Origin of the sequence: Aldersonia sp. NBC_00410 (genome assembly GCF_026342035.1) — a bacterium.
Taxonomy (GTDB): Bacteria; Actinomycetota; Actinomycetes; order Mycobacteriales; family Mycobacteriaceae; genus Aldersonia.
The window spans coordinates 15,593-40,363 of sequence record NZ_JAPENM010000004.1 but is presented as its reverse complement, the minus strand read 5'-3'; the positions used below and the strand labels follow the sequence as shown (position 1 = coordinate 40,363).

At 66.3% G+C, this 24,771-nt stretch carries 24 protein-coding genes; 22 read left to right on the top strand and 2 right to left on the bottom strand.

Annotation, left to right across the window (positions count from 1 at the left end; genetic code table 11):
• The first annotated feature begins 91 nt into the window (after positions 1 to 91).
• Positions 92 to 1,471 (top strand): HNH endonuclease signature motif containing protein, encoded by a 1,380-nt coding sequence (locus tag OG921_RS10350; RefSeq protein ID WP_266112339.1) that lies wholly within the window; start codon positions 92 to 94, stop codon positions 1,469 to 1,471.
• 19 nt (positions 1,472 to 1,490) lie between these two features.
• On the opposite strand, the gene OG921_RS10345 is transcribed toward OG921_RS10350, so the two are convergent.
• On the bottom strand, positions 1,491 to 2,288 hold the full coding sequence (locus tag OG921_RS10345; protein WP_266112338.1) for a DUF305 domain-containing protein: 798 nt from the start codon (positions 2,286 to 2,288) through the stop codon (positions 1,491 to 1,493).
• A 44-nt stretch (positions 2,289 to 2,332) separates the two neighbouring features.
• Positions 2,333 to 3,232 carry a DUF3105 domain-containing protein gene (locus OG921_RS10340; RefSeq protein WP_266112337.1) on the bottom strand — a complete coding sequence of 300 codons (900 nt, stop codon included), beginning with the start codon at positions 3,230 to 3,232 and terminating at the stop codon, positions 2,333 to 2,335.
• 201 nt (positions 3,233 to 3,433) lie between these two features.
• Here OG921_RS10340 and argS point away from each other — a divergent pair, with 201 nt between their 5' ends.
• The 21 genes from argS (at position 3,434) to atpD (ending at position 24,771) form a co-directional block, all read left to right on the top strand.
• Positions 3,434 to 5,086 carry an arginine--tRNA ligase gene (gene argS / locus OG921_RS10335; RefSeq protein WP_266112336.1) on the top strand — a complete coding sequence of 551 codons (1,653 nt, stop codon included), beginning with the start codon at positions 3,434 to 3,436 and terminating at the stop codon, positions 5,084 to 5,086.
• Entirely contained in the window at positions 5,083 to 6,504 is a 1,422-nt protein-coding gene (gene lysA / locus OG921_RS10330) for a diaminopimelate decarboxylase (RefSeq protein ID WP_266112335.1), read from the top strand. Before argS ends, lysA begins: the two co-directional genes overlap by 4 nt.
• Before the next feature lie 5 nt (positions 6,505 to 6,509).
• Positions 6,510 to 7,829, top strand: a complete 1,320-nt coding sequence (locus tag OG921_RS10325) for a homoserine dehydrogenase (protein WP_266112780.1) — start codon at positions 6,510 to 6,512, stop codon at positions 7,827 to 7,829.
• Positions 7,826 to 8,899 carry a threonine synthase gene (thrC, locus tag OG921_RS10320; protein WP_266112334.1) on the top strand — a complete coding sequence of 358 codons (1,074 nt, stop codon included), beginning with the start codon at positions 7,826 to 7,828 and terminating at the stop codon, positions 8,897 to 8,899. Before OG921_RS10325 ends, thrC begins: the two co-directional genes overlap by 4 nt.
• 19 nt (positions 8,900 to 8,918) lie before the next feature.
• Positions 8,919 to 9,848 carry a homoserine kinase gene (thrB, locus tag OG921_RS10315; RefSeq protein WP_266112333.1) on the top strand — a complete coding sequence of 310 codons (930 nt, stop codon included), beginning with the start codon at positions 8,919 to 8,921 and terminating at the stop codon, positions 9,846 to 9,848.
• 377 nt (positions 9,849 to 10,225) lie between these two features.
• Complete coding sequence (rho, locus tag OG921_RS10310) at positions 10,226 to 12,298, top strand: transcription termination factor Rho (protein ID WP_266112331.1); 2,073 nt, start codon at positions 10,226 to 10,228, stop codon at positions 12,296 to 12,298.
• A gap of 186 nt (positions 12,299 to 12,484) precedes the next feature.
• A complete protein-coding gene (rpmE, locus tag OG921_RS10305) occupies positions 12,485 to 12,715 on the top strand; it encodes a 50S ribosomal protein L31 (RefSeq protein WP_266112330.1) in 231 nt (76 codons plus the stop codon).
• A 94-nt stretch (positions 12,716 to 12,809) separates the two neighbouring features.
• On the top strand, positions 12,810 to 13,886 hold the full coding sequence (prfA, locus tag OG921_RS10300; protein WP_266112329.1) for a peptide chain release factor 1: 1,077 nt from the start codon (positions 12,810 to 12,812) through the stop codon (positions 13,884 to 13,886).
• Positions 13,887 to 13,962: 76 nt separating this feature from the next.
• Positions 13,963 to 14,838, top strand: a complete 876-nt coding sequence (gene prmC, locus OG921_RS10295; protein WP_266112328.1) for a peptide chain release factor N(5)-glutamine methyltransferase — start codon at positions 13,963 to 13,965, stop codon at positions 14,836 to 14,838.
• Between the two features lie 80 nt (positions 14,839 to 14,918).
• Complete coding sequence (locus OG921_RS10290) at positions 14,919 to 15,581, top strand: L-threonylcarbamoyladenylate synthase (RefSeq protein WP_266112327.1); 663 nt, start codon at positions 14,919 to 14,921, stop codon at positions 15,579 to 15,581.
• Between the two features lie 86 nt (positions 15,582 to 15,667).
• On the top strand, positions 15,668 to 16,825 hold the full coding sequence (locus OG921_RS10285; RefSeq protein ID WP_323182736.1) for an MraY family glycosyltransferase: 1,158 nt from the start codon (positions 15,668 to 15,670) through the stop codon (positions 16,823 to 16,825).
• 200 nt (positions 16,826 to 17,025) lie between these two features.
• Positions 17,026 to 17,277 carry an AtpZ/AtpI family protein gene (locus OG921_RS10280; protein WP_323182735.1) on the top strand — a complete coding sequence of 84 codons (252 nt, stop codon included), beginning with the start codon at positions 17,026 to 17,028 and terminating at the stop codon, positions 17,275 to 17,277.
• Between the two features lie 39 nt (positions 17,278 to 17,316).
• Positions 17,317 to 17,697, top strand: coding sequence for an ATP synthase subunit I (locus OG921_RS10275; protein ID WP_266112324.1), 381 nt, complete (start codon positions 17,317 to 17,319; stop codon positions 17,695 to 17,697).
• The gene (gene atpB, locus OG921_RS10270) at positions 17,694 to 18,446 is read left to right on the top strand and encodes a F0F1 ATP synthase subunit A (RefSeq protein ID WP_266112323.1); all 753 of its coding nucleotides are present in this window, start codon (positions 17,694 to 17,696) and stop codon (positions 18,444 to 18,446) included. Before OG921_RS10275 ends, atpB begins: the two co-directional genes overlap by 4 nt.
• Before the next feature lie 77 nt (positions 18,447 to 18,523).
• Positions 18,524 to 18,796, top strand: a complete 273-nt coding sequence (locus OG921_RS10265; RefSeq protein ID WP_266112322.1) for a F0F1 ATP synthase subunit C — start codon at positions 18,524 to 18,526, stop codon at positions 18,794 to 18,796.
• Entirely contained in the window at positions 18,796 to 19,311 is a 516-nt protein-coding gene (locus OG921_RS10260) for a F0F1 ATP synthase subunit B (protein WP_266112321.1), read from the top strand. The genes OG921_RS10265 and OG921_RS10260 overlap by 1 nt, the downstream gene beginning before the upstream one ends.
• A 6-nt stretch (positions 19,312 to 19,317) precedes the next feature.
• The gene (locus OG921_RS10255) at positions 19,318 to 19,845 is read left to right on the top strand and encodes a hypothetical protein (protein WP_266112320.1); all 528 of its coding nucleotides are present in this window, start codon (positions 19,318 to 19,320) and stop codon (positions 19,843 to 19,845) included.
• Between the two features lie 23 nt (positions 19,846 to 19,868).
• Positions 19,869 to 20,663 (top strand): F0F1 ATP synthase subunit delta, encoded by a 795-nt coding sequence (locus OG921_RS10250; RefSeq protein WP_266112319.1) that lies wholly within the window; start codon positions 19,869 to 19,871, stop codon positions 20,661 to 20,663.
• Between the two features lie 77 nt (positions 20,664 to 20,740).
• The gene (atpA, locus tag OG921_RS10245) at positions 20,741 to 22,384 is read left to right on the top strand and encodes a F0F1 ATP synthase subunit alpha (RefSeq protein WP_266112318.1); all 1,644 of its coding nucleotides are present in this window, start codon (positions 20,741 to 20,743) and stop codon (positions 22,382 to 22,384) included.
• A 14-nt stretch (positions 22,385 to 22,398) separates the two neighbouring features.
• Positions 22,399 to 23,322: a F0F1 ATP synthase subunit gamma gene (locus tag OG921_RS10240; protein ID WP_266112317.1), complete on the top strand. Its 924-nt coding sequence runs from the start codon at positions 22,399 to 22,401 to the stop codon at positions 23,320 to 23,322.
• On the top strand, positions 23,323 to 24,771 hold the full coding sequence (gene atpD, locus OG921_RS10235; RefSeq protein ID WP_266112316.1) for a F0F1 ATP synthase subunit beta: 1,449 nt from the start codon (positions 23,323 to 23,325) through the stop codon (positions 24,769 to 24,771).

Sequence of the window (24,771 nt, the reverse complement as noted above, 5' to 3'; positions counted from 1 at the left end):
CCGCCGCGCCAAAATCGCCGTTCAGTGCCGCTGGGACACCGGTCTACGGCGACGCGCCGAACATGTCGTACGCCCTCGTTACACTTCGAACATGCTTGCTAATGCGGATGCTGCTCAGGCGTTGGATTGCCTCGACGCCGCGGTATCCGTGCTGGCCGAGGTCGATTTCAGGGCGATGACCAGTGCCGGGCGGCTGGCGGTGTTGCGGCGGCTGGAGGCTGCGGGGCGGCGGCAGTCGAGCGTGGGTTACGAGGTGCTGCAGAGCCTTCGCGATTCCCGAACTGCCGAGGATTTCGGTGGTGAACACACCCATCAGGTCGTCGCAGACGCGCTGCGGACCACCCGCCTGGATGCGAAGCGACGCTTCGACACTGCCGAGCAGTTGGCGGGTCGGGTGTCGGTTACCGGGGAGCGACTCGCGCCGGAGCTTGCCGCGACGGCGGCCGGGGTCCGCAGCGGTGTGCTCGGTGATGGGCATGTGCAGGTGATTCGGTCGTTCCTGAAACACTTGCCGCATGTGATCGACGCGGGCACGCGCGAGCAGGCCGAGACGCATTTGGCCGGATGCGCCGAATCGATGCGTCCAGACGAGTTGCGCAAGGTGGCGGATCGGCTCGCGGCCTATCTGAGCCCGGATAGGGAGTTCGATGAGATGGACCGTGCGCGCAAGCGTGGCGTCTGGTTGAGCAAGCAGGGCGTGGACGGTATGAGCAACCTGACCGGACGTATCGACCCCGAATTGCGCGCCTATTTCGAGCCGATCTTCGAAAAGCTCGCCGCACCCGGGATGTGCAACCCCGAGGACGAATCTCCGATCGTGGACGGCGCACCCGACGAGGACACTGCGCGCCGCGACCATCGGACCGCGGGCCAGCGTCAACACGATGCGTTGAAGGCGATGTGCCGCGGGCTGCTCGGCTCGGGGGAGCTGGGTCGACATCGCGGACTACCGGTCACGGCGATCGTCTCGACGACGTTGCCGGAACTGAAGGATCTTGCCGGGCCCGCCGCGACGGCGGGCGGATCACTGGTCCCGATTCGGGATCTGATCCGCATGGCCGCACACGCATTTCACTACCTGTCGATCTTCGATGTCGAGGGTCGCGTGGTGCACTTGGCACGGTCCAAGCGGATCGCGTCGCCGGATCAACGGATCGTGCTGCACGCCAGAGACATCGGCTGCTCGTTCCCCGGCTGCGATATGCCCGGATATCGGAGCGAGGCCCACCACACCCACGAATGGGCGGACGGTGGTGCCACCGATACCGAGAACCTCACCTTCGCCTGCCCGTCGCACCACAAACTCGTCGGTCCCAGTGCAGATCAGTGGCGCACGACGACGGGTCCACGGTGCATAACGCACTGGCACCCACCGCCGCATGTCGATCCTCGACAGCGCCCACGGATCAATCGCTTCCACCGTCCGGGCGAGACGCTGATGATGGCCGACTCGAGCGCCGATCCGCCCTGATCGTGGGCGTCGAGCGGTGTTAATTCATCGGCAACGGCTGTGCGCCGCGCTGGGCGAGCATCTGGGTCATCAGTTCGGACTCGCTGTTCTGCGTCTTCACCATCGTGTTCGCGAGGTCGCGGACAACACTGGTTTCGCCGTGGTCGGCGCCATACTCCATCATCGTCAGCCCACCCTGATGGTGGCGCAGCATGAGTTGCAGGAACTGCACGTCGAAGGCGGTACCGGTGTTCTGGCGCAGCGACGCGATCTCGGCGCTGCTCGCCATGCCGGGCATTTTTGCGCTCGCACCGCCGGCCATCTCGGCATCCGGCATGGCCATACCCGACGGTGTTCCGGAGGCGTTGCCCGACTCTGTCTCAGTGGCGCTCTCGCCGTGCTCGTGCTGGTGACCGTCATCGTGCGCCATCCATTGCATCGGCTCACCGGATGGCAACGAGGGCTTGTCCCACAGCGCCAGCCAGCCCTGCATCTGGCCGATCTGGTTCTGCTGCGTGGTGAGGATGTCGTAGGCGAGGTTGCGCACCGCAGGGTCCTGCGACTGGGTGATCGCAATCGTGGCCATCTCGACCGCCTGGCTGTGGTGCACGGTCATGTCCTGCGCGAACCCGACGTCGACGCTATCGGAGTCCGGAACGGTGACCGTGTCGTCACCGAGCGGCAGCTTCAGCAGGAAGCCGAGCGCGACGCCGACCGCAACCGCCGCCACCAGGCCGAGCACCGTGAGCGCGGTGCGTTGGCTGCGCTTGGCCGGACGGTGCTCGACGTCCGGCGAGCCATCGACGGCAGCGCTCGGCTCGGGTGCCGAATCGGTCATGACGTCCTTCCTCGAACGGGGCCTACCGCGCGCAGACGGTCGCTCTACGGCGCGGGTGCGACCGGCGCACCACCGCCGCTACCGGGGTCACTCGGCAGTCCGGCTCCGCCGAGCCCGCTGGGCAGTCCACCGCCCATTTCGGTCTGGTCCTGCTGCAGGCCGGCGCCATTCATCGGGACCGCGTCGGACCCGGGCGGAGTGGGATCGAACGGCGGCGGATTGGCCGGATCGAACGAACCCGGGATCGTGGAGCAGCTCGCGCCTACCTCTGGGTAGGTGTATTTGTTCTGGCGCAGCGCCGCGATGAAGTGGCCGATGCGCTTGTCGTCGGCGCTGTCCACCTTCAGCTGATGGCCCCAGGACTGCACGGAGACCGGGGTGTCGAGGCCGGGATATGGCGACATCAGCGAGTACGGCTTGCCGTCGACCTTGTCCTTCAAGGCGTCGAGATCGCCGCCCTGCACCTTGTCCGGGTTGTAGGTGATCCAGACGGCGCCGTGCTCGAGCGCATGTACCGCATTCTCGGTCCGGATTGCCTGCGGATACACCACGCCGGTGCAGGTCGCCCAGACACTGTCGTGCGGACCGCCGAACGGCGGCGAATGATCGTAGGCGACCCGCTGACTGGCGTTGACGTGCAGCGCGGCGGGATATTCGATCTTCACCACGCCGTCGATGTCGGCGGACGGGTCCTGGTTGCTCTCGCTCGGCGTGTACTTCTCCGCCTCGGCCTGATCGCGGTACTTGGGCACGAGGTTGTAGGCGAGCAGACCGACCAGCGCGGCGACGACGACGATAGCGCCGAGCGTCATCCAGGGAATCTCGCGTCGCTTGGCGATTTTCTTGCCGGCGCCGGGACTCTTCTTGGACGCCGCTTTGATCGCTTTCGCCGATTTTGCGCCGGTACTCTTGCCTCCGGAACCACTATCCGAACGGTTGGGCATCGATCGTCTGCTCTTTCGCCGTAGGACAACCTGCGTAGGGGCGGAACGACGCAGCACATGGCGGTGCTTTCCGCCCAGTGGGCGACCCTACTTTACGTACCGATGCTGAGGACAAACTGAACGGTGCCGTCGAGAGGTCCGCGCAGGTCGGGGCCGGTCCGGATACGGAGCCGACCCGGACAGACCATAGGATAAGGACTCGTGACTCCTGCTGACCTTGCCGAACTCCTGCGCGGTACCGCCGCGAAGGTGCTGGCCGAACACGGCTTGGACCCGTCCGTGCTCCCCGCGGAGCTCAAGGTCGAGCGCCCGCGCAACCCCGAGCACGGCGACTACGCGTCCAACATCGCGATGCAGATCGGTAAGAAGGCCGGTGCCAATCCCCGCGAGCTGGCCGGCTGGCTCGCCGAAGCACTGACCGCGGCGGACGGCATCGAGGTTGCCGAGATCGCCGGACCGGGCTTCCTCAACATCCGCCTCGCCGCGTCTGCGCAGGGCGCGATCGTCGCCAAGGTGATCGCCGAAGGCCCGCACTACGGCTACTCCGACACGCTCGCCGGTACGAAGATCAACCTGGAGTTCGTTTCCGCCAACCCCACCGGACCGATCCATCTCGGCGGCACTCGGTGGGCGGCCGTCGGCGATGCGCTCGGCCGGGTGCTGGCCGCCCGCGGCGCGGACGTCACCCGGGAGTACTACTTCAACGATCACGGCGCTCAGATCGACCGTTTCGCCCGGTCGCTGATCGCGGCCGCCGTCGGCGAACCGACACCGGCGGACGGCTACGCGGGCGCCTACATCACCGACATCGCGACCCAGATCGTCGCTGCGAACCCCGGGGCCGTCGACCTGCCCGAGGCGCCGCGGCACGAGCTGTTCCGGTCTGCCGGCGTCGAGCTGATGTTCGGTCAGATCAAGCAGTCGTTGCACGATTTCGGTACCGAGTTCGACGTGTACTACAACGAGAGCGCGTTGTTCGATTCCGGGGCGGTGGACCGCGCGGTCGAGGCGCTCAAGTCGTCGAAGGATCTGTACGAGAAGGACGGCGCCTGGTGGCTCAAGAGCAGCGCGTACGGCGACGACCAGGACCGCGTCGTGATCAAGAGCGACGGCAACTCCGCCTACGTCGCCGGTGACATCGCGTACTTCCAGGACAAGCGGGCACGCGGATTCGACCTCTGTATCTACATGTTGGGGGCCGACCACCACGGCTACATCGGTCGCCTGAAGGCCGCCGCGGCGGCCTGTGGCGACGATCCGGCAACCGTCGAGGTGCTGATCGGCCAGATGGTGAATCTGGTGCGCGAGGGCGTCCCGGTCAAGATGAGCAAGCGTGCAGGCACGGTGATCACACTCGAGGATCTCGTCGACGCGATCGGGGTGGACGCGGCGCGCTACGCACTGGTGCGCAGCTCGGTGAATACCAGCATCGACATCGATCTCGCGTTGTGGACCAGCCAGAGCAACGAAAACCCCGTCTACTACGTGCAGTACGCCCACGCCCGGCTGTGTTCGCTGGCGCGCAATGCCGCCGATCTCGGCGTCACCGCGGCCGATCCGAAGCTGGAGCTGCTCACCACCGACCACGCCGGTGAGCTGATCCGCACCATCGGGGAATACCCGCGCGTGCTGGCCTCCGCTGCGGATCTGCGTGAGCCACACCGGATTGCGCGTTACCTCGAAGAGCTCGCCGGCGCCTATCACCGTTTCTACGGAGCCGACCGAGTTCTGCCGCAGGGCGACGAGGAGGCGGGTGACCTGCACACCGCCCGGCTGGCCCTGTGCGAGGCGACCCGCCAGGTCCTCGGCAACGGCCTGCGCCTGCTCGGCGTGACCGCACCGGAGCAGATGTGAGCGCGCATCCCGCCGGTCCCCGGCACGCCGAGGTTGCCCACGCTCCGACGCTGCCCGAAAAGCCCCGCAGCCCAAGCGAGATGACGCACCTGCACGAACATGTGTGGCCGCGCGGCGCGGTCCGTGGCGACGACGGCGTGGTCAGCTTCGCAGGTGTGCCGGTGACCGAGCTTGCGCAGCGATTCGGCACCCCGTTGTTCGTCATCGACGAGAACGATTTCCGGTCTCGGTGCCGCGACATGGCCGCCGCGTTCGGCAGCGCGGAGCATGTGCACTACGCCTCGAAGGCGTTCCTGTGCAGTGAGGTCGCCCGCTGGGTGGCCGACGAAGGCCTTTCGCTCGATGTCTGCTCCGGCGGCGAGCTGGCGATCGCATTGCATGCGGGGTTCCCGCCGGAGCGAATTGCTATGCACGGCAACAACAAATCGGTTGTTGAACTCGACGCCGGGGTGCGTGCCGGGGTGGGTCATATCGTGCTCGATTCGCTGATCGAGATCGAACGCCTGGACAAGGTCGCCGCCGCGGCAGGCGTGGTCCAGGACGTGCTGGTGCGCGTTACGGTCGGCGTCGAGGCGCACACCCACGAGTTCATCTCCACCGCCCACGAGGACCAGAAGTTCGGTTTCTCGCTGGCCGGCGGCGACGCGATGAGAGCAGTACGTCGGGTGTTCGAGACCGATCACCTGCGGATGGTCGGTCTGCACAGCCACATCGGGTCCCAGATCTTCGAGGTGGACGGTTTCGAACTCGCTGCCCATCGAGTGATCGGACTGCTGCACGACCTCGTCGCCGAGTTCGGCGTCGAGAAGACCTCGCAGGTTTCGGTGATCGACCTCGGTGGTGGTCTCGGCATTTCTTACGTGCCCAGCGACGACCCGCCACCGCTGACCGAGCTGGCGGGCAAACTGACCAAGATCGTCGCCGACGAGTCGGCCCTCGTCGGACTGCCGACGCCGACGCTCGCCGTCGAGCCCGGCCGCGCCATCGCGGGTCCCGGCACCGTGACGCTCTACGAGGTCGGCACGATCAAGGACGTGCGGCTCGGCGCCAATGCCAGCCGCCGGTACGTCAGTGTCGACGGCGGGATGAGCGACAACATCCGCACCTCGCTGTATCAGGCCGAGTACCACAGCGCCCTGATGTCGCGGGAAAGCGTGGCCGAACCGGTGGTCGCTCGAATCGTCGGAAAGCATTGCGAGAGCGGCGATATCGTGATCCGCGATACCTGGATGCCCGCCGATGTCGGACCGGGTGACCTGATCGCCGTCGCGGCCACCGGCGCGTACTGCTATTCGATGTCGAGCCGGTACAACCTGCTGCCGCGACCCGCCGTGGTCGCGGTCCGGGACGGCGCGGCGCGACTGGTCCTACGTAGAGAGAACGTCGATGATTTGCTCAGCCTGGAGGTAAGCGAGTGACCAGCATGACAAGTGGCCCATCCGACACCGTCCGACCGATCGGCGTGGCCGTCCTCGGCATGGGCAACGTCGGCACGGAGGTCGTGCGGATCCTGCGCGACCACGCGGTCGACCTGCATTCGCGTGTCGGCGCGCCGGTCGTACTGCGCGGGATCGCGGTGCGCAATGTCGAAATCGATCGCGGCGTGCCCGCCGAGTTGTTGACCGCCGATGCGGAAGCGCTCGTCGCCCGTGACGATGTCGACATCGTGGTGGAGGTGATCGGCGGAATCGATCCGCCTCGTGAGCTGATCCTCGCCGCGCTGAACGCGAGCAAGTCCGTTGTCACCGCGAACAAGGCACTGCTCGCGGACTACACCGGGGAACTCGCCGAGGCCGCCGAGCGCAACCGCGCCGACCTCTACTTCGAGGCAGCCGTCGCCGGTGCGATCCCGGTAGTGCGTCCACTCATGCAGTCATTGGCCGGCGACCAGGTGGACCGCGTCGTCGGAATTGTCAACGGGACAACCAACTTCATCCTCTCGGCGATGGACGATACTGGTGCCGACTACGCCGACATGCTCGGCGAGGCAACCCGGCTCGGCTACGCCGAGGCCGACCCGACGGCGGATGTGCAGGGCTACGATGCGGCCGCGAAGGCAGCCATCCTGGCGTCGCTGGCGTTCCATACCCGGGTGACCGCCGCCGATGTCTACCGCGAGGGGATCAGCAAGGTAACCGCCGACGATCTGGCCACCGCGCGTGCGCTGCAGTGCACGGTGAAGCTGCTCGCGATCTGCGAGCGCGTGGTGGACCCCGAAGGCAAGGAACGGATTTCGGTCCGTGTGTACCCGGCACTCGTTCCCCGTGAACACCCGCTCGCCTCGGTCAACGGGGCGTTCAATGCGGTCGTCGTCGAGGCCGCCAACGCGGGTCGGCTGATGTTCTACGGGCAGGGCGCGGGCGGCGCGCCGACCGCGTCCGCCGTGATGGGCGATCTGGTCATGGCCGCGCGCAACAAGTTCTACGGCGGCCGCGGACCGGGCGAATCCACCTATGCGAAGTTGCCGATCGCGCCGATGGGCGACACGCCCACCCGGTACCTGGTCAACTTGCATGTCGAAGACCGGTCGGGCGTGCTGTCCCGAGTCGCGGCCGAGTTTGCCGCCCATGAAGTCAGCATCTCCACAGTGCGACAGGAAGGCGCCGGTGAAGGCGCCCGGTTGATCGTGGTGACCCACCTGGCGAAGGAGTCCGCGCTTGCGGAAACTGTTGCGGCGCTGGCGGAAATCGAAGACGTCATCGCTGTGAACAGCGTCCTGCGAATGGAAGGCACCGAAGAATGAGCACCGCTGTGCACCAGCCCTGGCCGGGGCTGATCGAGGCGTATCGCGACCGGCTCGCCATCGGGCCGGACTGGGACCCGGTGACGCTGTACGAGGGCGGAACACCGCTGGTACCCGCCACGCATCTGTCCGAGCTCACCGGCTGCGAGGTGTACCTCAAGGTCGAGGGCCTCAACCCGACCGGTTCGTTCAAGGACCGCGGCATGACGATGGCCGTCACCGACGCGCGCGCCCGCGGTCAGCGGGCGGTGTTGTGCGCGTCCACCGGGAACACCTCGGCGTCGGCAGCCGCATACGCGACCCGCGCAGGCATGACCTGCGCCGTGCTCATCCCGCAGGGCAAGATCGCGATGGGCAAGCTCGCGCAGGCGGTCATGCACGGTGCCAAGATCATCCAGGTCGAGGGCAACTTCGACGACTGTCTCGAGCTGGCACGCAAGACGACCGCGGAGTTCCCCACGATCGGTCTGGTGAACTCGGTGAATCCGGTGCGCATCGAGGGTCAGAAGACCGCCGCGTTCGAGATCTGCGACGCGCTGGGCCGCGCGCCGGATGTGCATGTGCTGCCGGTCGGCAACGCGGGCAACATCACCGCCTACTGGCGCGGGTACAAGGAGTACTTCGACGACCACCTCACCACGGTGAAGCCGCGCATGCTCGGCGTACAGGCCGCGGGTGCAGCGCCACTGGTGCACGGTGCGCCGGTGAAGAACCCGGAGACCATCGCGACAGCGATCCGCATCGGTGCTCCGGCGTCGTGGAACAGCGCCGTCGCGGCCAAGGAGGAGTCCGGTGGCGCGTTCCGGGCCGCGACGGACGAGAAGATCCTCGAGGCCTATCGGCTCATCGCAGCGACAGAAGGTGTCTTCGTCGAACCGGCGTCGGCCGCCAGCGTCGCAGGCCTGCTTGCCGCGCGTGCGGAGGGCTGGCTCGATTCCGGGCTGACCGTGGTCTGCACGGTGACCGGCAACGGCCTCAAGGATCCCGACACCGCGCTCTTGGGAATGCCCGTGGTACAACCGATTCCGGTCGATCCGGTCGCCGTCGCGGCCGCGCTCGAACTCGAATGACGCGATGCGGGGGGAACAGATGACCGAGACCTTGCCGGCCGGTCTCACCGTGACAGCGCGGGTGCCGGCATCGAGCGCAAACCTCGGGCCCGGCTTCGACAGTCTGGGTCTGGCGCTCGGGCTCTACGACGAGATCGAGGTGACGACGACAACGTCGGGTCTGACGATCCGGGTCGAGGGGGAGGGGGCCGAGGACGTTCCCTGGGGGCCATCGCACCTCGTCGTGCGCGCCGTCGAGCGCGGGCTGGAATCGGTCGGCGTCTGGGCCGATGGACTCGATGTCGTGTGCCGCAACGCTATTCCGCACTCGCGGGGGCTCGGCTCGTCCGCGTCGGCCGTGGTCGGCGGGCTCGCGGCAGCGAATGGGCTTGCCGCCAAGCTCGACCCGGCACTCGCGCTCACCGATGAGCAGTTGGTGCAGCTGTCCTCGGAGTTCGAAGGGCACCCGGACAACTCCGCGGCCAGCGTGCTCGGTGGTGCCGTGGTGTCGTGGACCGAGGAAGGCGACGAGACGGGCGACCGGCTCTACCGAGCGGTTCGTCTCGACGCGCACCCCGCGATCCGAACGGTGGCGTTCGTGCCGACCGAACGGTCGTCGACCGCGCACACCCGGGGCCTGCTGCCGGAGGTGGTTTCGCACCGCGACGCCGCGTTCAACCTGAGCCGTGCCGCTTTGGCCGTGGTTGCGCTCACCCAGCGTCCGGATCTGCTGCTGCCCGCCACCGAGGACCGCTTGCATCAATCCCAGCGGGCACCGGCACTCCCGGCGACGACGAAGTTGGTTGGACAGCTGCGCGCCGAGGGAATCGCTGCGACGGTGTCCGGTGCCGGACCCACGGTGCTGGCGCTGCTGGTGGCGCCGCTGCCGGAGTCGCTGCGCGAGCTCGCGACCGAAGCCGGTTTCGCCGCACTGGATCTGCCATTGGCAGAAGGTGTGCAGGTGCGCTGACGCCGTGGGCGTTCAGGTGCACAGACCGGCGCCGCGGGGGTTTTGCGGCGCGCCCTGTGGATAACGCTTTTCGGCGCGCCGCCGGGGGGCGTTCCTTGCCGACCATGCTGAATGGGGCTAAAGTGAAACACGCCCGCACATCGTGCGCTGTAGACGTCGGTTCAATTCGTAAGCAGATATCCCGTGGCCGTTCGGCTATCGATCGGTCGAGGTACCTGCGCTGACGACGTGAGTCTCTCCCACCGACTTCGATGGTGGAGACAGGACCGATCGACTGGCACCGACAGGTGCGGCGCATCCGATTTCAGTAACCGATCTGAAATGCGGAACGACCCCTCGACTTTGCACAAGGTGAGCGAGGGAAGGAAAGGATCTCCGTGACCGATACGGACCTGCTCGCGACGCCTGTCGCCACCTCTGAGGCCGATTCCTCGGTGAGCCAGGCGAGCGATTCTTCACAGCCGAATACCGGACGCCGGGCTTCCGCCGCGGCGCGTGGGGGGTTGTCCGCAATGGTGCTGCCCGAACTGCGATCCCTGGCCGCTCAACTCGGCATCAAGGGCATTTCCGGCATGCGCAAAGGCGATCTGATCGCCGCCATCAACGCGCAGCAAACCGGTGGCGATCGTGCCCCGGCCGCATCCGCGCCGGTTGCCGCAGCCCCGGCCACCGAAGCGCCCGCCGCTGACACGGCAACCGCCGATACCGCGGTCGCCGATGCCGATAGCTCCGAGGAGCGCGCCCCGCGGCGTCGCGCCCGCCGCGGCGTGACTCGGGAAGCCGGCCAGTCCGGCACCCAGCAAGAACTGACCGGCATCGACACGGCCGAGGCGGGTCGGCCGGAGTCGGCGACGCGTCCGGATGCGGATGAACGCGCCGACAACCGCGCCGATGGCGCCCGCACCGACCAGAACCAAGGTGGCCGGGGCGAGCGTTCCGATCGCGGCGACCGTTCGCAGAGCGAGCGTCGCCGGGAGCGTAACCAGGGCGAATCGAGCCAGGGCGATCGCAACCAGCGCGACGGCGACCGGAACCAGGGTGACCGCAACCAGCGAGACCAGGGCGACCGCAACCAGCGCGATGGCGACCGCAATCAGGGTGACCGCAATCAGCGGGACCAGGGCGACCGCAATCAGGGCGACCGCAATCAGGGTGACCGGAACCAGGGGCCCCGGGACAACCGCAACGACAATCGTGGCGACGACGAAGATGGTCGCGGCCGTCGCGGACGCCGCTTCCGTGAGCGTCGGCGCGGTGGACGTGACCGTGGTGGTGAAGGCGCCGAGCCCGAGATCCGCGAGGACGACGTCCTGCAGCCGGTCGCCGGCATCCTCGACGTGCTCGACAACTACGCATTCGTGCGGACGTCCGGCTACCTGGCCGGCCCGAACGATGTGTACGTGTCGATGAACCTCGTTCGCAAGAACGGGCTGCGTCGTGGTGACGCGATCACCGGCGCGGTGCGTGCAGCGCGTGACGGTGAGCAGAGCAACCAGCGGCAGAAGTTCGATCCGCTGGTGCGACTCGACACCGTCAACGGCGGTGATGTGGACGCGGCCAAGCGGCGTCCCGAGTTCAACAAGCTGACGCCGCTCTACCCGAACCAGCGACTGCGCCTCGAGACCCAGCAGAACAAGCTGACGACCCGCGTGATCGACCTGATAATGCCGATCGGCAAGGGCCAGCGCGCGCTGATCGTCTCCCCACCGAAGGCGGGCAAGACGACGATCATTCAGGACATCGCCAACGCGATCGCGACCAACAACCCCGAGTGCTACCTGATGGTCGTGCTGGTCGATGAACGTCCCGAAGAGGTCACCGATATGCAGCGTTCGGTGAAGGGCGAGGTCATTGCCTCCACCTTCGACCGGCCGCCGAGCGATCACACTTCCGTCTCCGAACTCGCAATCGAGCGCGCGAAGCGGCTGGTGGAAGCGGGCAAGGACGTCGTGGTGCTGCTCGACTCGATTACCCGCCTCGGCCGCGCGTACAACAACTCGTCGCCGGCATCGGGCCGGATTCTCTCCGGTGGTGTCGACTCGACCGCGCTCTACCCGCCGAAGCGTTTCCTCGGCGCCGCGCGCAACATCGAGAACGGCGGATCGCTGACGATCATCGCGTCGGCGCTGGTGGAGACCGGTTCGACCGGTGACACGGTGATCTTCGAGGAGTTCAAGGGCACCGGCAACGCCGAGCTCAAGCTCGATCGCAAGATCGCCGAGCGTCGGGTGTTCCCCGCGGTGGACGTCAACCTGTCCAGCACCCGCAAGGACGAACTGCTGATGTCGCCGGACGAGTTCGCGGTGGTGTACAAGTTGCGCCGCGTGTTGTCCGGACTCGACTCCCACCAGGCGATCGACCTGCTGATCGACCGACTGAAGAAGAGCAACAACAACATCGAATTCCTGATGCAGGTCACCAAGACTGCACCGGGTGCGACGAACGAGTAGCAGCTACCCGAAAGCAGCGCTTCGCCGCGGCGGGAACACAGCGCCCCGCCGCGGTGTTGACCGATACGTCGTTCGCTGGATTAGTGGCCTGGCCACGCACTCTGGCATACTGAACGGCCGAAGTCCGGTTCCGGTTCACGTCTCCGAATGGCGGAGGCGACCCGGCGACCAATGTGAGAGGACACCATGAAGGCAGGAATCCACCCGAACTATGTCGCGACCACGGTCGTGTGTGGTTGCGGGAATACGTTCGAGACGCGGAGCACCAAAGAGTCCGGCCACATTCAGGTCGAGGTTTGCTCGCAGTGCCATCCGTTCTACACCGGCAAGCAGAAGATTCTGGACACCGGTGGTCGCGTGGCCCGCTTCGAGGCCCGCTACGGCAAGCGCGCCGGTAAGAAGACCGCCGACTCCTAGCTCGTCGACCGACGCCCGTCCTGTTCTCGCAGGCCGGGCGTCGGTTTGTTTGGCCGGGATTGACTCGGACGGCACCACAGCGGAGCGAAAACATATGGCTACCACGCGCCCATCGGCGATCGACGACATCCTCGCCGAGCACGCCGGTCTCGAACAGCAGATGTCGGATCCGGCATTGCACAGCGACCCGGCGAACGCGCGCCGGGTGGGCAAGAGGTTCGCCGAGTTGGCGCCGATTATGGCCACCTACAACAAGCTGAAGACCGCGCGTGACGATCTGGCCGCGGCCCGCGAGCTTGCTGCCGACGACGCCGGCTTCGCGGCCGAGGTTCCGGATCTGGAATCGGCAGTCGACGAACTCGACCACACTCTCACCGACCTGCTCGCGCCGCGCGATCCGCACGACGCCGACGACGTGGTGCTCGAGGTCAAATCCGGCGAGGGCGGCGAGGAGTCGGCACTGTTCGCCGCGGATCTCGCCCGGATGTATCTGCGGTACGCAGAGCGCCGCCGCTGGAAGGTGGAGGTGCTCGACGCCACGCTGTCGGATCTCGGTGGCTACAAAGAGGCCACCATCTCGATCAAGAGCCGGGATGCCGTTCGCGACGGGGTGTGGTCGCGACTGAAGTTCGAGGGCGGTGTGCACCGGGTGCAGCGGGTGCCGGTCACCGAATCGCAGGGGCGAGTGCACACCTCGGCTGCCGGCGTGCTGATCTACCCGGAACCCGAAGAAGTCGAGCAGGTGCAGATCGACGAAACCGATCTGCGAATCGACGTCTACCGCTCGTCGGGCAAGGGCGGCCAGGGCGTGAACACCACCGACTCCGCGGTGCGGATCACGCACTTGCCCACCGGCATCGTGGTGACCTGCCAGAACGAGCGTTCGCAGCTGCAGAACAAGGCGCGTGCCATGCAGGTGCTCGCCGCGCGGTTGCAGGCGCTCGCGGAGGAGCAGGCTGACGCCGCAGCGTCGGCCGGACGGGCGAGCCAGATCCGGACCGTCGACCGCTCCGAGCGCATCCGGACCTACAACTTCCCGGAGAACCGGATCGCCGACCACCGGATCGGTTTCAAGGCGCACAACCTCGACGCAGTGCTCGATGGCGACATGGACGCGCTGCTCGACGCACTCGGCGCTGCCGACCGCGAGGCACGCCTGGCCGCCGAGTGACATCGGACGAAGACGCGCACCGGCGTTGGCCGCAGGGTCACCCATCGCCCTGTGCCGGTGTGACACGCTGGTAGCCGTGAGTCGACAACCGTTGCGGGATGCGCTCGCCGCGGCGACCGAGCGGCTGCGCGCCGCCGGAGTCGGGAGTCCGCGGGCCGACGCGGAGCAGCTTGCAGCACATCTGCTCGGTGTTGCGCGGACTCGTCTGGCGTTGGTTCCGCTCATCGAGCCCGCGATGCTGGAGGCCTATCGCACAATGATCGATCAACGCGCGAAACGTATTCCTCTGCAATACATCACGGGCATCACATCGATGGGGAGTGTCGATATCGAGGTAGGGCCCGGAGTCTTCGTGCCGCGTCCGGAAACCGAACTGCTGCTGGCCTGGACGCTGGCGTTTCTCGAGGCACGGTCCGTGCACGGCGCGACTGTGCTCGATTTGTGCACCGGATCCGGAGCCCTTGCCCTCGCCGTCGCGCACGCGCGGCCGGATGTGGGAGTGCACGCGGTGGAGCTCGATCCGCGTGCGCTTGCTTGGGCCCGCCGCAATGCCGACCATCGGTCGCAGGCCGGCGATACGCCGATCACGCTCACCACGGGTAATGTCTGCGACCCGGGGTTGCTGCCCGAACTCGCCCGCAGTGTCGATGTGATCGTCGCGAACCCGCCCTATATCCCTGCCGGTGCGGAGCTGGAACCCGAAGTGGCCGAATATGATCCACCGCAGGCGCTGTTCGCCGGGGCCGAAGGCCTCGATGTGATCGCGGGGATGGCGCCGAACCTGCGCCGCTGGTTGCGCGTCGACGGTGGGCTGGCGATCGAGCACGACGACTCCAACGGTGCCGGGGTGGCGGCGCTCCTGGCCGAGGACGGTGCGTTCGTCGATATCACCGAGCACCTCGATCTGGCCGGGAAGCCGCGATATGTCACCGCCCGCCGCGCGGCGGACTGACCGACCTGCGACTCGGGCTCGATCGCGCGGGCAGCGGTGTGCCGCCCGGAGGGTGGGACCCGAAATGTAAGGATGGGGGAGTGAGCACCGTTTACGACTGCGGGGACACCGCTTCCCGCGCGGCCGGCCTGTCCTCGGCAAAAGCCAATCTCAAGTCCGGTCGACTGGTCGTGCTCCCCACCGACACGCTGTACGGAATCGGCGCCGACGCCTTCGACAGCGGAGCGGTCTCGGCTCTGCTTGCCGCGAAGCGCCGCGGGCGGGACATGCCGGTGCCGGTGCTGGTCGGGTCGTGGCACACCATCGACGGTCTCGTCTACTCGGTGCGGCCAGAGGCGCGTGAGCTGATCCGCGCATTCTGGCCGGGCGGGCTGAGTCTCGTCGTGCATCAGGCGCCGTCGCTGTCCTGGGATCTCGGTGATACCCGCGGCACCGTCATGGTGCGGATGCCGTTGCATCCGGTCGCGCTCGAACTGCTGCGTGAGGTCGGCCCGCTTGCCGTGTCGAGTGCGAACGTGTCCGGTTCGGCCCCGGCGACGACGGTCGAAGAGGCCCGCGCGCAACTCGGTGAGTCGGTGTCTGTGTATCTCGACGGCGGCGTGGCGGAGCATTCGGTCGCTTCGACCATCGTCGACTTCACCGGCGATTCGCCGCGGGTGCTGCGCGCGGGTGCGGTCTCGGTCGCCGACGTCGCCGAGGTGCTCGGTGTCGATCCAGCTTCTCTGACGAGCGGAGCGGCGTAGGTGCAGGTCCGGCGCCCCGAGTCGCACCGGCCGGAATTGCCGGTCCGGTACCACGCGGTGAAAGTGCCCGCGAGCTGGTGAGCACCGTGGAGTCGGTTCTGTATGTCGCGCAGGAGAACCGTGGTGCCGGCGTCCCGATCAGGGAGCTGCTGTTGGTGTTGTTCACCGCGAGCGTGGTGACGTTTCTCGCCACCGGCGGGGTGCGTGTGCTGGCACTGGCATTCGGTGCGGTCGCGGTGCCGCGCGATCGGGACGTGCACACCACGCCCATTCCGCGGATGGGCGGCGTCGGAATCTACGTCGGAATACTCGCGGCGCTGCTGTTCGCCGGTCAGCTGCCCGCGCTGCAGCGCGGATTCGATTTCACCAGTGATGTGCCCGCCGCCCTCGTCGCGGGTGGCGTCATCATGCTCGTCGGAATCATCGACGACCGGTGGGGCCTCGACGCGCTGACCAAGTTCGTGGGCCAGGTCACGGCGGCCGGTCTGTTGGTGATCATGGGTGTCAGCTGGTTCGTGGTGTACTCGCCGATCGGCGGCGGAAGCACCATCGTGCTCGACCAGTTGCAGGCCGGTCTGGTCACGGTCGGCGTCACGGTGGTCATGGTCAACGCGATGAACTTCGTCGACGGACTCGACGGACTCGCGGCGGGGCTCGGCCTGATTTCCGCGCTCGCGATCTGCGCCTTCACGATGGGACTGCTGCACGAGCAGGGCGGCGATGTGAGCGTTTACCCGCCCGCGATGATGGCCGCCGCGCTGGCCGGCGCGTGTCTCGGCTTCCTGCCGCACAACTTCCAGCCCGCCCGGATCTTCATGGGCGACTCGGGCTCCATGCTGATCGGCCTGATGCTTGCGGCGATCTCGACCAGCGCGTCCGGCCGGATTCCGCTGAACGCCTACGGCAGTCGCGACATCCTCGGCCTGCTCTCGCCGCTCCTCCTGGTCGGCGCGGTGATGTTCATCCCGGTGCTCGACCTGCTCCTGGCGATCGTGCGGCGGACGAGAGCCGGTGTCAGCCCGTTCAGTCCGGACAAGATGCATCTGCATCACCGCCTGTTGCAGGTCGGTCACTCGCACCGTCGCGTCGTGCTGCTGATCTATTTGTGGGTCGGCGTCCTGGCCTTCGGTGCGGTCGGTACCGCGTTGTTGGACCGTCGAATCGTGGTCCTCATGCTTGCCGGCGGGCTCGTTTTTGCGCTCGTCGTGACGGCCGTTCCGTCGCTGCGCGAACGTCCGGAATGAGAGTGGATGGTAGCGTCCGGTTCGCCCGGGATACCCGGTGTCGACCCGAGTCCGATCACCTACTACACTGCGTCGTGGACAGGGTGGACCGCGGCTCCCGCCGCGGTGGTACGTTTTCCCTGCCCCGCTGATCAGCGCCGGTCGCGTTGAGGGCTGACTGCGATTGGGCACGAACCAACCGCGAAGGAGTCAGCCGGTGAATGTGGCCACTGCGTTCGACTTCGACGAGACCTGACGGCTCGACAATGTCGAACGTGCCGCCGAGTCCGAGGCAGCTGATTGGCGTCGGAGCCAACATAGTAGGCTTCGTGGTGCTCGGCCTGGTACTGGGCTGGTTTCTCGACGACCGCCTGGACACCTCGCCGCTGTGCATACTCATCGGGCTCGGGGTCGGCGTTCTCGGCGCGGTCGTGTCGTCGATCTTGCAGTTCCGAACGTTCTTGAAGGATTGAGGTAATAGGCAGATGGCTACGCCAGCGCCGGCACCACTGATGCCCCGGGTGCCGTTGAGCCTGCGGCGGCCGACGATCATCGTCGCGGCCATAGGCATCGTCGCCCTTGCCCTTACTTGGTCGATCGGGCGTCCAGCCCTCGGCGCATTCATCATCCTCGGTATGGCAATGGGCCTGCTGAACATCAAATTGGTGCAGCATTCGGTCGCCAAGGTGACGGCCGAAGCCCATCCCAGCAAAGGCCAAATAGCGGTGTCGTCCGCGTCGCGGTTGCTCGTCATTACCGCGGTCGCGCTCGTGATAGCTTTCCTCGTGCAGCCTGACGGTGTCGGGGTCTTCTTCGGATTGGCTGCATTCCAAGCCATTTTGGTGTTCAGCACCACTGTGCCCGTAGTGAAAGGACTTCGTCAGCGGCCATGACTGACAGCCTCCTCGCAACGACCGACATCCTCGCGGAAGCCCAGATCGAGGTCGGCCATCACAGTCAGGTCGACATTGGCGGGTTCACCTTCAACATCGACACGATATACGCGACACTCGTCGCCGCCGCGATCGTGCTCGTACTCGCGTTCGTGCTGCGCTCGAAGATCACCTCTGGCGTACCGAACGGCGTCCAGCTCTTCTGGGAGGCCGTGACCGTTCAGATGCGCGGTCAGATCGAGAGCGCCATGGGGCTGAAAATCGCTCCGTTCGTGCTTCCGCTCGCGATCTCGCTGTTCACCTTCATCCTCATCTCGAACTGGTTGTCGGTGTTCGAGATCTCGATCGGTGACACGCACTTGATCGCGCCGCCGGCGTCGGACGTCAACTTCGTCTATGCGCTCGCGTTGTTCGTGTTCGTCGCCTACCACACCGCCGGCGCACGTCGGCGCGGCTTCTTCAAGCACCTCAAGCAGCTGACCAAGGGACACGTCGCGTTCCTCGCGCCGGTGAACATCATCGAGGAGATCGCCAAGCCGATCTCGCTGTCGCTGCGACTCTTCGGCAACATGTTCGCCGGCGGCATCATGCTCACGCTGATCGCGCTGTTCCCCGCATACATCCTGTGGGCGCCGAACGCCGTGTGGAAGCTTTTCGACCTCTTCGTCGGTCTGATCCAGGCGTTCATCTTCGCCCTACTGACGATCCTCTACTTCAGCCAGTCCACTGAGCTGGAGGAAGCCCACTAAGCACGCTGGGGTTTCCCCAGTTCGCGGCTCGACTCCTCGAGCAACTTTTCGTCACAACACAGAAGGAAGTGAAAGACATGGCAGATGTGGAACTGGTGAACGGGATCATCACCGCTGGTGCGCTCGTCGGCGGTGGCCTCATCATGGCCGGCGGTGCGATTGGTGCCGGCATCGGTGACGGTCTGGCCGGTAGCCAGCTGATCGCGGGCGTCGCACGCCAGCCGGAGGCTCAGGGTCGACTGTTCACCCCGTTCTTCATCACCGTTGGTCTGGTCGAGGCGGCCTACTTCATCAACCTCGCGTTCATGGCGCTCTTCGTGTTCGCGACGCCGGGCCTCATCTCTCAGTGATGAACAGCGCACTGCTGTTGGCTGCCGAAGAAGGCGAAACCAGTAACTTCCTCATCCCGAACGCGACGTTCTTCGTCGAGTTGCTCATCTTCGTGGTGGTGCTCGTCGTGATCATGAAGTTCGTGGTGCCGCCGATCGCCGAGGTGCTTCGCGAGCGGGACGACCGTGTCTCGAAGACGACCGACGACAACCATCAGGCAGCTCGTGAGCTCGCCGATGCCGATGCCTCCTTCAAGGAAGAACTCGGCGGGGCGCGCGCGGAGGCCTCGCGGATTCGCGAGGAGGGTCGGTCCGAGGGCCAGGCCGTGCTCGATGAGATGCGCGATCGGGCCAAGCAGGAATCCGACGCGATCACACAGCGTGCATCCACGGAGCTGCAGGATCAGGGCCGCCAGGTGGCCGAAGAGCTGCAGGGACGCGTCGGCCCGCTGTCCGAGTCGTTGGCCAACCGGGTTCTCGGTGTCGAGGGTGCCTCGACGTCGGCGAATCTGGCCGATCAGTCCGGGCGGGGGTAATCGGTAATGGCTACAACGATCTCTGAGCTCGTCGCGCTCGCCGTCGTCATCTATGTGCTCTGGCGCTTCGCTGCGCCGCCGATCCGCAAGATGATGGCGAACCAGCAGCAGACGGTGCAGACGCAGCTCGACGAGAGCGAAAAGGCACGCCAGGCGCTCGCCGAGGCGGAGCGCAAGCACGCCGACGCGGTCGAGAAGGCGCGCCTCGAAGCGGCCAAGATCCGCGAGGAGGCTCGGGCGGATGCACAGCGCATCTCCGAGCAGCTGCGCGAACAGGCCGACGCCGAGGTGGAGCGGATCAAGGCACAGGGCAACGAGCAGATCACCCTGCAGCGTCAGCAGCTCATCCGGCAGTTGCGCGCCGACCTCGGCAGCGAGGCCGTCGCCAAGGCCGGCGAGCGGGTCCGCACCGAGCTGTCCGAGCCGGAAGCACGGTCGGCCAGCGTGGACCGATTCCTCGACGAACTCGAATCGATGGCTGGCGCGGAGGATTCGTCCGATCCGGCAGTGTCGAAGAACAGTGGGGTTTCCTGATGCATGCGGCTAGCCGCGACTCGATGCAGGTTGTACAGCGTCGATTCGACGACGTCGTCGGCAACGTCGACACCGCCGAGCTGAGCGGGTTCGCCGACGAGCTTGCCTCCCTGGCGGGCCTGCTGGTCGAGCATTCCGTGCTGCGCAAGTATCTCGCGGCGCGCGAAGACGATTCAGCGCCGAAGGTCGCGATGATCGAGCAACTCCTTACCGGTAAGGCGAGCCAGCCGACGATCGATGTCGCACGGACCGCGGTCGAGCAGCGTTGGTCGGTCACCCGTGACCTGCCCGAGGCGCTGGAGCGGATGGCTCGGCTGACCGTCCTCGTCGCCGCGGAGCGCGCGGACAAGATCGAAGACGTCGAGGACGAGCTGTTCCGGTTCGGCCGGACGCTGGATGCCAACCCGCACCTCGCCTCGTTGCTCAGTCAGGTCGACCAGCCGATCGACAAGCGAATCGGCTTGCTGGACAGCGTGATTGCGGACAAGCCGACCCAGTACACCGCAGAACTGCTTCGGCAGACCACGCGACTGCTCAACGGTCAGAACATCGTCGACATCGTGCCGGTGCTGGCCGAGCTGGCCGCGGCCCGCCGTGGCGAATCCGTCGCCCACGTCGTGGCGGCGGCGCCGCTGAGCGAGCAGCAGTACGACCGGTTGTCGCACGTGCTGTCCCGAATCTACGGCCGTACCATCTCGGTACAGGTGGACGTCGACGCCGAGGTGCTCGGTGGTCTACAGATCCGGATCGGCGACGAGGTCGTCGATGGCACCATCGTGGCGAAGCTGAGCAAGGCTGCGAGCCACCTACCCGAGTAGCCGACTCGGCCGCCGGCCGAACGGACAACCAAACACACAGAGCCGAACCCAATTTCGAAAGCAGGAAATCGAGAGCCATGGCGGAGTTGACGATCTCATCCGAAGAGATTCAAGGCGCGATCGAATCGTATGTCGCGTCGTTCTCGTCCGAGACGTCGCGCGAGGAGATCGGCATCGTGTCCGATACCGGTGACGGTATCGCGCACGTCGAAGGTCTGCCATCGGCGATGACGCAGGAACTGCTCGAATTCTCCGGGGGCATCCTCGGTGTCGCGCTGAACCTCGATGAGGGCAGCATCGGCGCCGTCATCCTCGGCGAGTACGACAAGATCGAAGAGGGCCAGCAGGTCAAGCGCACCGGCTCGGTGCTCTCGGTGCCGGTTGGCGACGAGTTCCTCGGCCGCGTCGTGGATCCGCTCGGTGCTCCGCTCGACGGACTCGGTGAGATCAAGGCCGAGGAGCGTCGCCCGCTCGAGGTGCAGGCCCCGACCGTGGTGCAGCGCCAGGGTGTCAGTGAGCCGCTGCAGACCGGCATCAAGGCGATCGACTCGCAGACGCCGATCGGCCGCGGCCAGCGTCAGCTCATCATCGGTGACCGCAAGACCGGCAAGACCGCGGTTTGCGTGGACACGATCATGAACCAGAAGAAGGCGTGGGAGTCCGGGGATCCGGATCAGCAGGTTCGCTGCGTGTACGTCGCGATCGGTCAGAAGGGCTCCACCATCGCCGGCGTTCGCCAGGCGCTCGAGGATGCGGGTTCGCTCGAGTACACCACCATCATCGCCGCCCCGGCCTCCGACTCGGCCGGCTTCAAGTGGCTTGCGCCCTACACCGGTTCGGCGATCGGCCAGCACTGGATGTACCAGGGCAAGCACGTCCTCATCGTGTTCGACGACCTGACCAAGCAGGCCGAGGCCTACCGCGCCATCTCGCTGCTGCTGCGTCGCCCGCCGGGCCGCGAGGCATACCCGGGTGACGTCTTCTACCTGCACTCGCGCCTGCTCGAGCGTTGCGCGAAGCTCTCCGACGAACTCGGTGGCGGCTCGATGACCGGTCTGCCGATCATCGAGACCAAGGCCAACGACATCTCGGCCTACATCCCGACCAACGTCATCTCGATCACCGACGGGCAGTGCTTTCTCGAGACCGACCTGTTCAACCAGGGCGTGCGTCCGGCCATCAACGTCGGTGTCTCGGTTTCCCGCGTCGGTGGCGCCGCGCAGATCAAGGCCATGAAAGAGGTCGCCGGCTCGCTGCGACTCGAGCTCTCGCAGTACCGCGAGCTCGAATCGTTCGCCGCGTTCGCCTCGGACCTCGACGCGGCCTCGAAGGCGCAGCTGGACCGCGGTGCTCGCCTGGTCGAGCTGCTCAAGCAGCCGCAGTACAGCCCGTACGCGGTCGAGGAACAGGTCGTCGCGATCTTCCTCGGTACCAAGGGCCACCTCGACGACATCGCGGTTGGCGATGTCATTCGCTTCGAGCGGGACTTCCTCGAGTACGTCAAGGCGCGGCACGAGAACGTTCTCACCTCGATCCGCGAGTCCAAGAAGCTCGGCGACGACAACACCGAGGCACTGAACTCCGCGGTGGCCGACTTCAAGCGTGGCTTCGAGACCTCGGATGGCACACCGGTCGTCAACGACCCGGAGGTCGAGCCCCTCGAAGAGAGCCCGGCGCAGGAATCGGTGAAGGTCCGCCGTTCGCAGTCGGACGAGAGCTGAGGGTACGGCCGTAGATGCCCGCACAACTACGAGTACTCAGAAGGCGAATCCGGTCCGCCGGGGCGATCAAGAAGATCACCAAGGCCCAGGAGATGATCGCGACTTCGCGCATCTCGAAGTCGCAGGCCCGAGTCCAAGCAGCGCGTCCGTACTCGGAAGAGATGACGAAGGTGCTCACCACGCTTGCCGACGAAGCCGATCTCGATCATCCGCTGTTGGTCGAGAAGGAGAACGCGCACACCGCAGGTGTCCTCGTGGTCACCTCGGATCGCGGACTCTGCGGCGGCTACAACGCCAACGCGCTTCGCGTCGGCGAGCAGCTGTTCGGCCACCTGCGCGAGCAGGGCAAGACACCGACGATCTACACGGTCGGCCGTAAGGCGCAGGGTTTCTATCGCTTCCGTGGCCGCGAGGTCGCGCAGTCGTGGACCGGCTTCTCCGAGCAGCCCACCTATGCGAACGCGGTCGAGATCGCCGAGCGGCTGGTGTCGGACTTCATGGTCGGGTCGGCCGACGAGGACGACGACTACCCGGGCAAGAAGCACGGCGTGGACGAGTTGCACATCGTATTCACCGAGTTCACCTCGATGCTGACCCAGACTGCCGTCGCCCACCGGATCGCCCCGCTTGCGATCGAAGAGACCGAGACGACCGACGAAAAGGCCGAGTTCGAGTTCGAGCCGGAGGCGAAGGAGCTGTTCGATTCGCTCCTGCCGCGCTATCTCGCAACCCGCATCTATGCCGCGCTGCTCGACTCGGCGGCGTCCGAATCGGCTGCGCGCCGCCGCGCGATGAAGGCCGCCACGGATAATGCCGATGAGCTGATTCGCAGCCTCACGCTGGAAGCGAACCGTGCTCGCCAGGCACAGATCACCCAGGAAATCAGTGAAATCGTCGGTGGCGTTGACGCGCTCGCCGCAACAGGAAGTGACGACTAGATGACTGCCCCCGCTGCTACTACCCAAGCCGGCTCCACCGAGCGCGCCGGTCGCGTGGTCCGGGTAACCGGGCCGGTCGTCGACGTGGAATTCCCCCGCGATTCGATCCCGGAGCTGTACAACGCGCTGCACGCCGAGATCACCTTCCCCGAGATGGCGAAGACGTTGACCCTCGAGGTGGCACAGCACCTCGGTGACAACCTCGTGCGCACCGTCTCCATGCAGCCCACCGACGGCCTGGTCCGCGGCGTCCCGGTCACCGATACCGGTAGCGCCATCTCCGTGCCGGTCGGCGACGGCGTCAAGGGCCACGTGTTCAACGCCCTCGGCCACTGCCTGGATGAGCCGGGCTACGGCGACGACTTCGACAAGTGGTCGATCCACCGCCGCCCGCCCGCCTTCGATCAGCTCGAGGGTCGTACCGAGGTGTTGGAGACCGGTCTGAAGGTCGTCGACCTGCTGACTCCGTACGTGCGCGGCGGCAAGATCGGCCTGTTCGGCGGTGCCGGTGTCGGCAAGACGGTGCTCATCCAGGAGATGATCAACCGTATCGCCAAGAACTTCAGCGGTACTTCGGTGTTCGCCGGCGTCGGTGAGCGCACCCGTGAGGGCAACGACCTGTGGGTCGAGCTCGCGGAGGCGAACGTACTCAAGGACACCGCATTGGTGTTCGGCCAGATGGACGAGCCGCCGGGCACGCGCATGCGTGTCGCCCTCTCGGCTCTCACGATGGCCGAGTACTTCCGCGACGAGCAGAACCAGGACGTGCTGCTCTTCATCGACAACATTTTCCGGTTCACCCAGGCCGGTTCCGAGGTTTCGACCCTGCTCGGCCGGATGCCTTCGGCCGTGGGCTACCAGCCGACGCTGGCCGACGAGATGGGTGAGCTCCAGGAGCGCATCACGTCGACCAAGGGCAAGTCGATCACCTCGATGCAGGCCGTTTACGTGCCCGCCGACGACTACACGGACCCCGCGCCTGCCGCGACGTTCGCCCACCTCGACGCGACCACCGAGCTTTCCCGCACGGTGTTCTCGAAGGGCATCTTCCCGGCCGTCGACCCGCTGGCATCGTCCTCGACGATCCTCGAGCCGAGCATCGTCGGCGAAGAGCACTACCGGGTTTCGCAGGAAGTCATCCGCATCCTGCAGCGCTACCAGGACCTGCAGGACATCATCGCCATCCTCGGTATCGACGAGCTGTCCGAAGAGGACAAGCAGCTGGTCAACCGCGCGCGTCGGATCGAGCGCTTCCTGTCGCAGAACATGTTCGCTGCCGAGCAGTTCACCGGTCAGGCCGGTTCCAACGTGCCGGTCAAGGAGACCGTCGAGGCGTTCGACAAGCTCACCAAGGGCGAGTTCGATCACCTGCCCGAGCAGGCGTTCTTCATGATCGGTGGACTCGAAGACTTGGCGCAGAAGGCCGAGAGCCTCGGTGCGAAGCTCTAG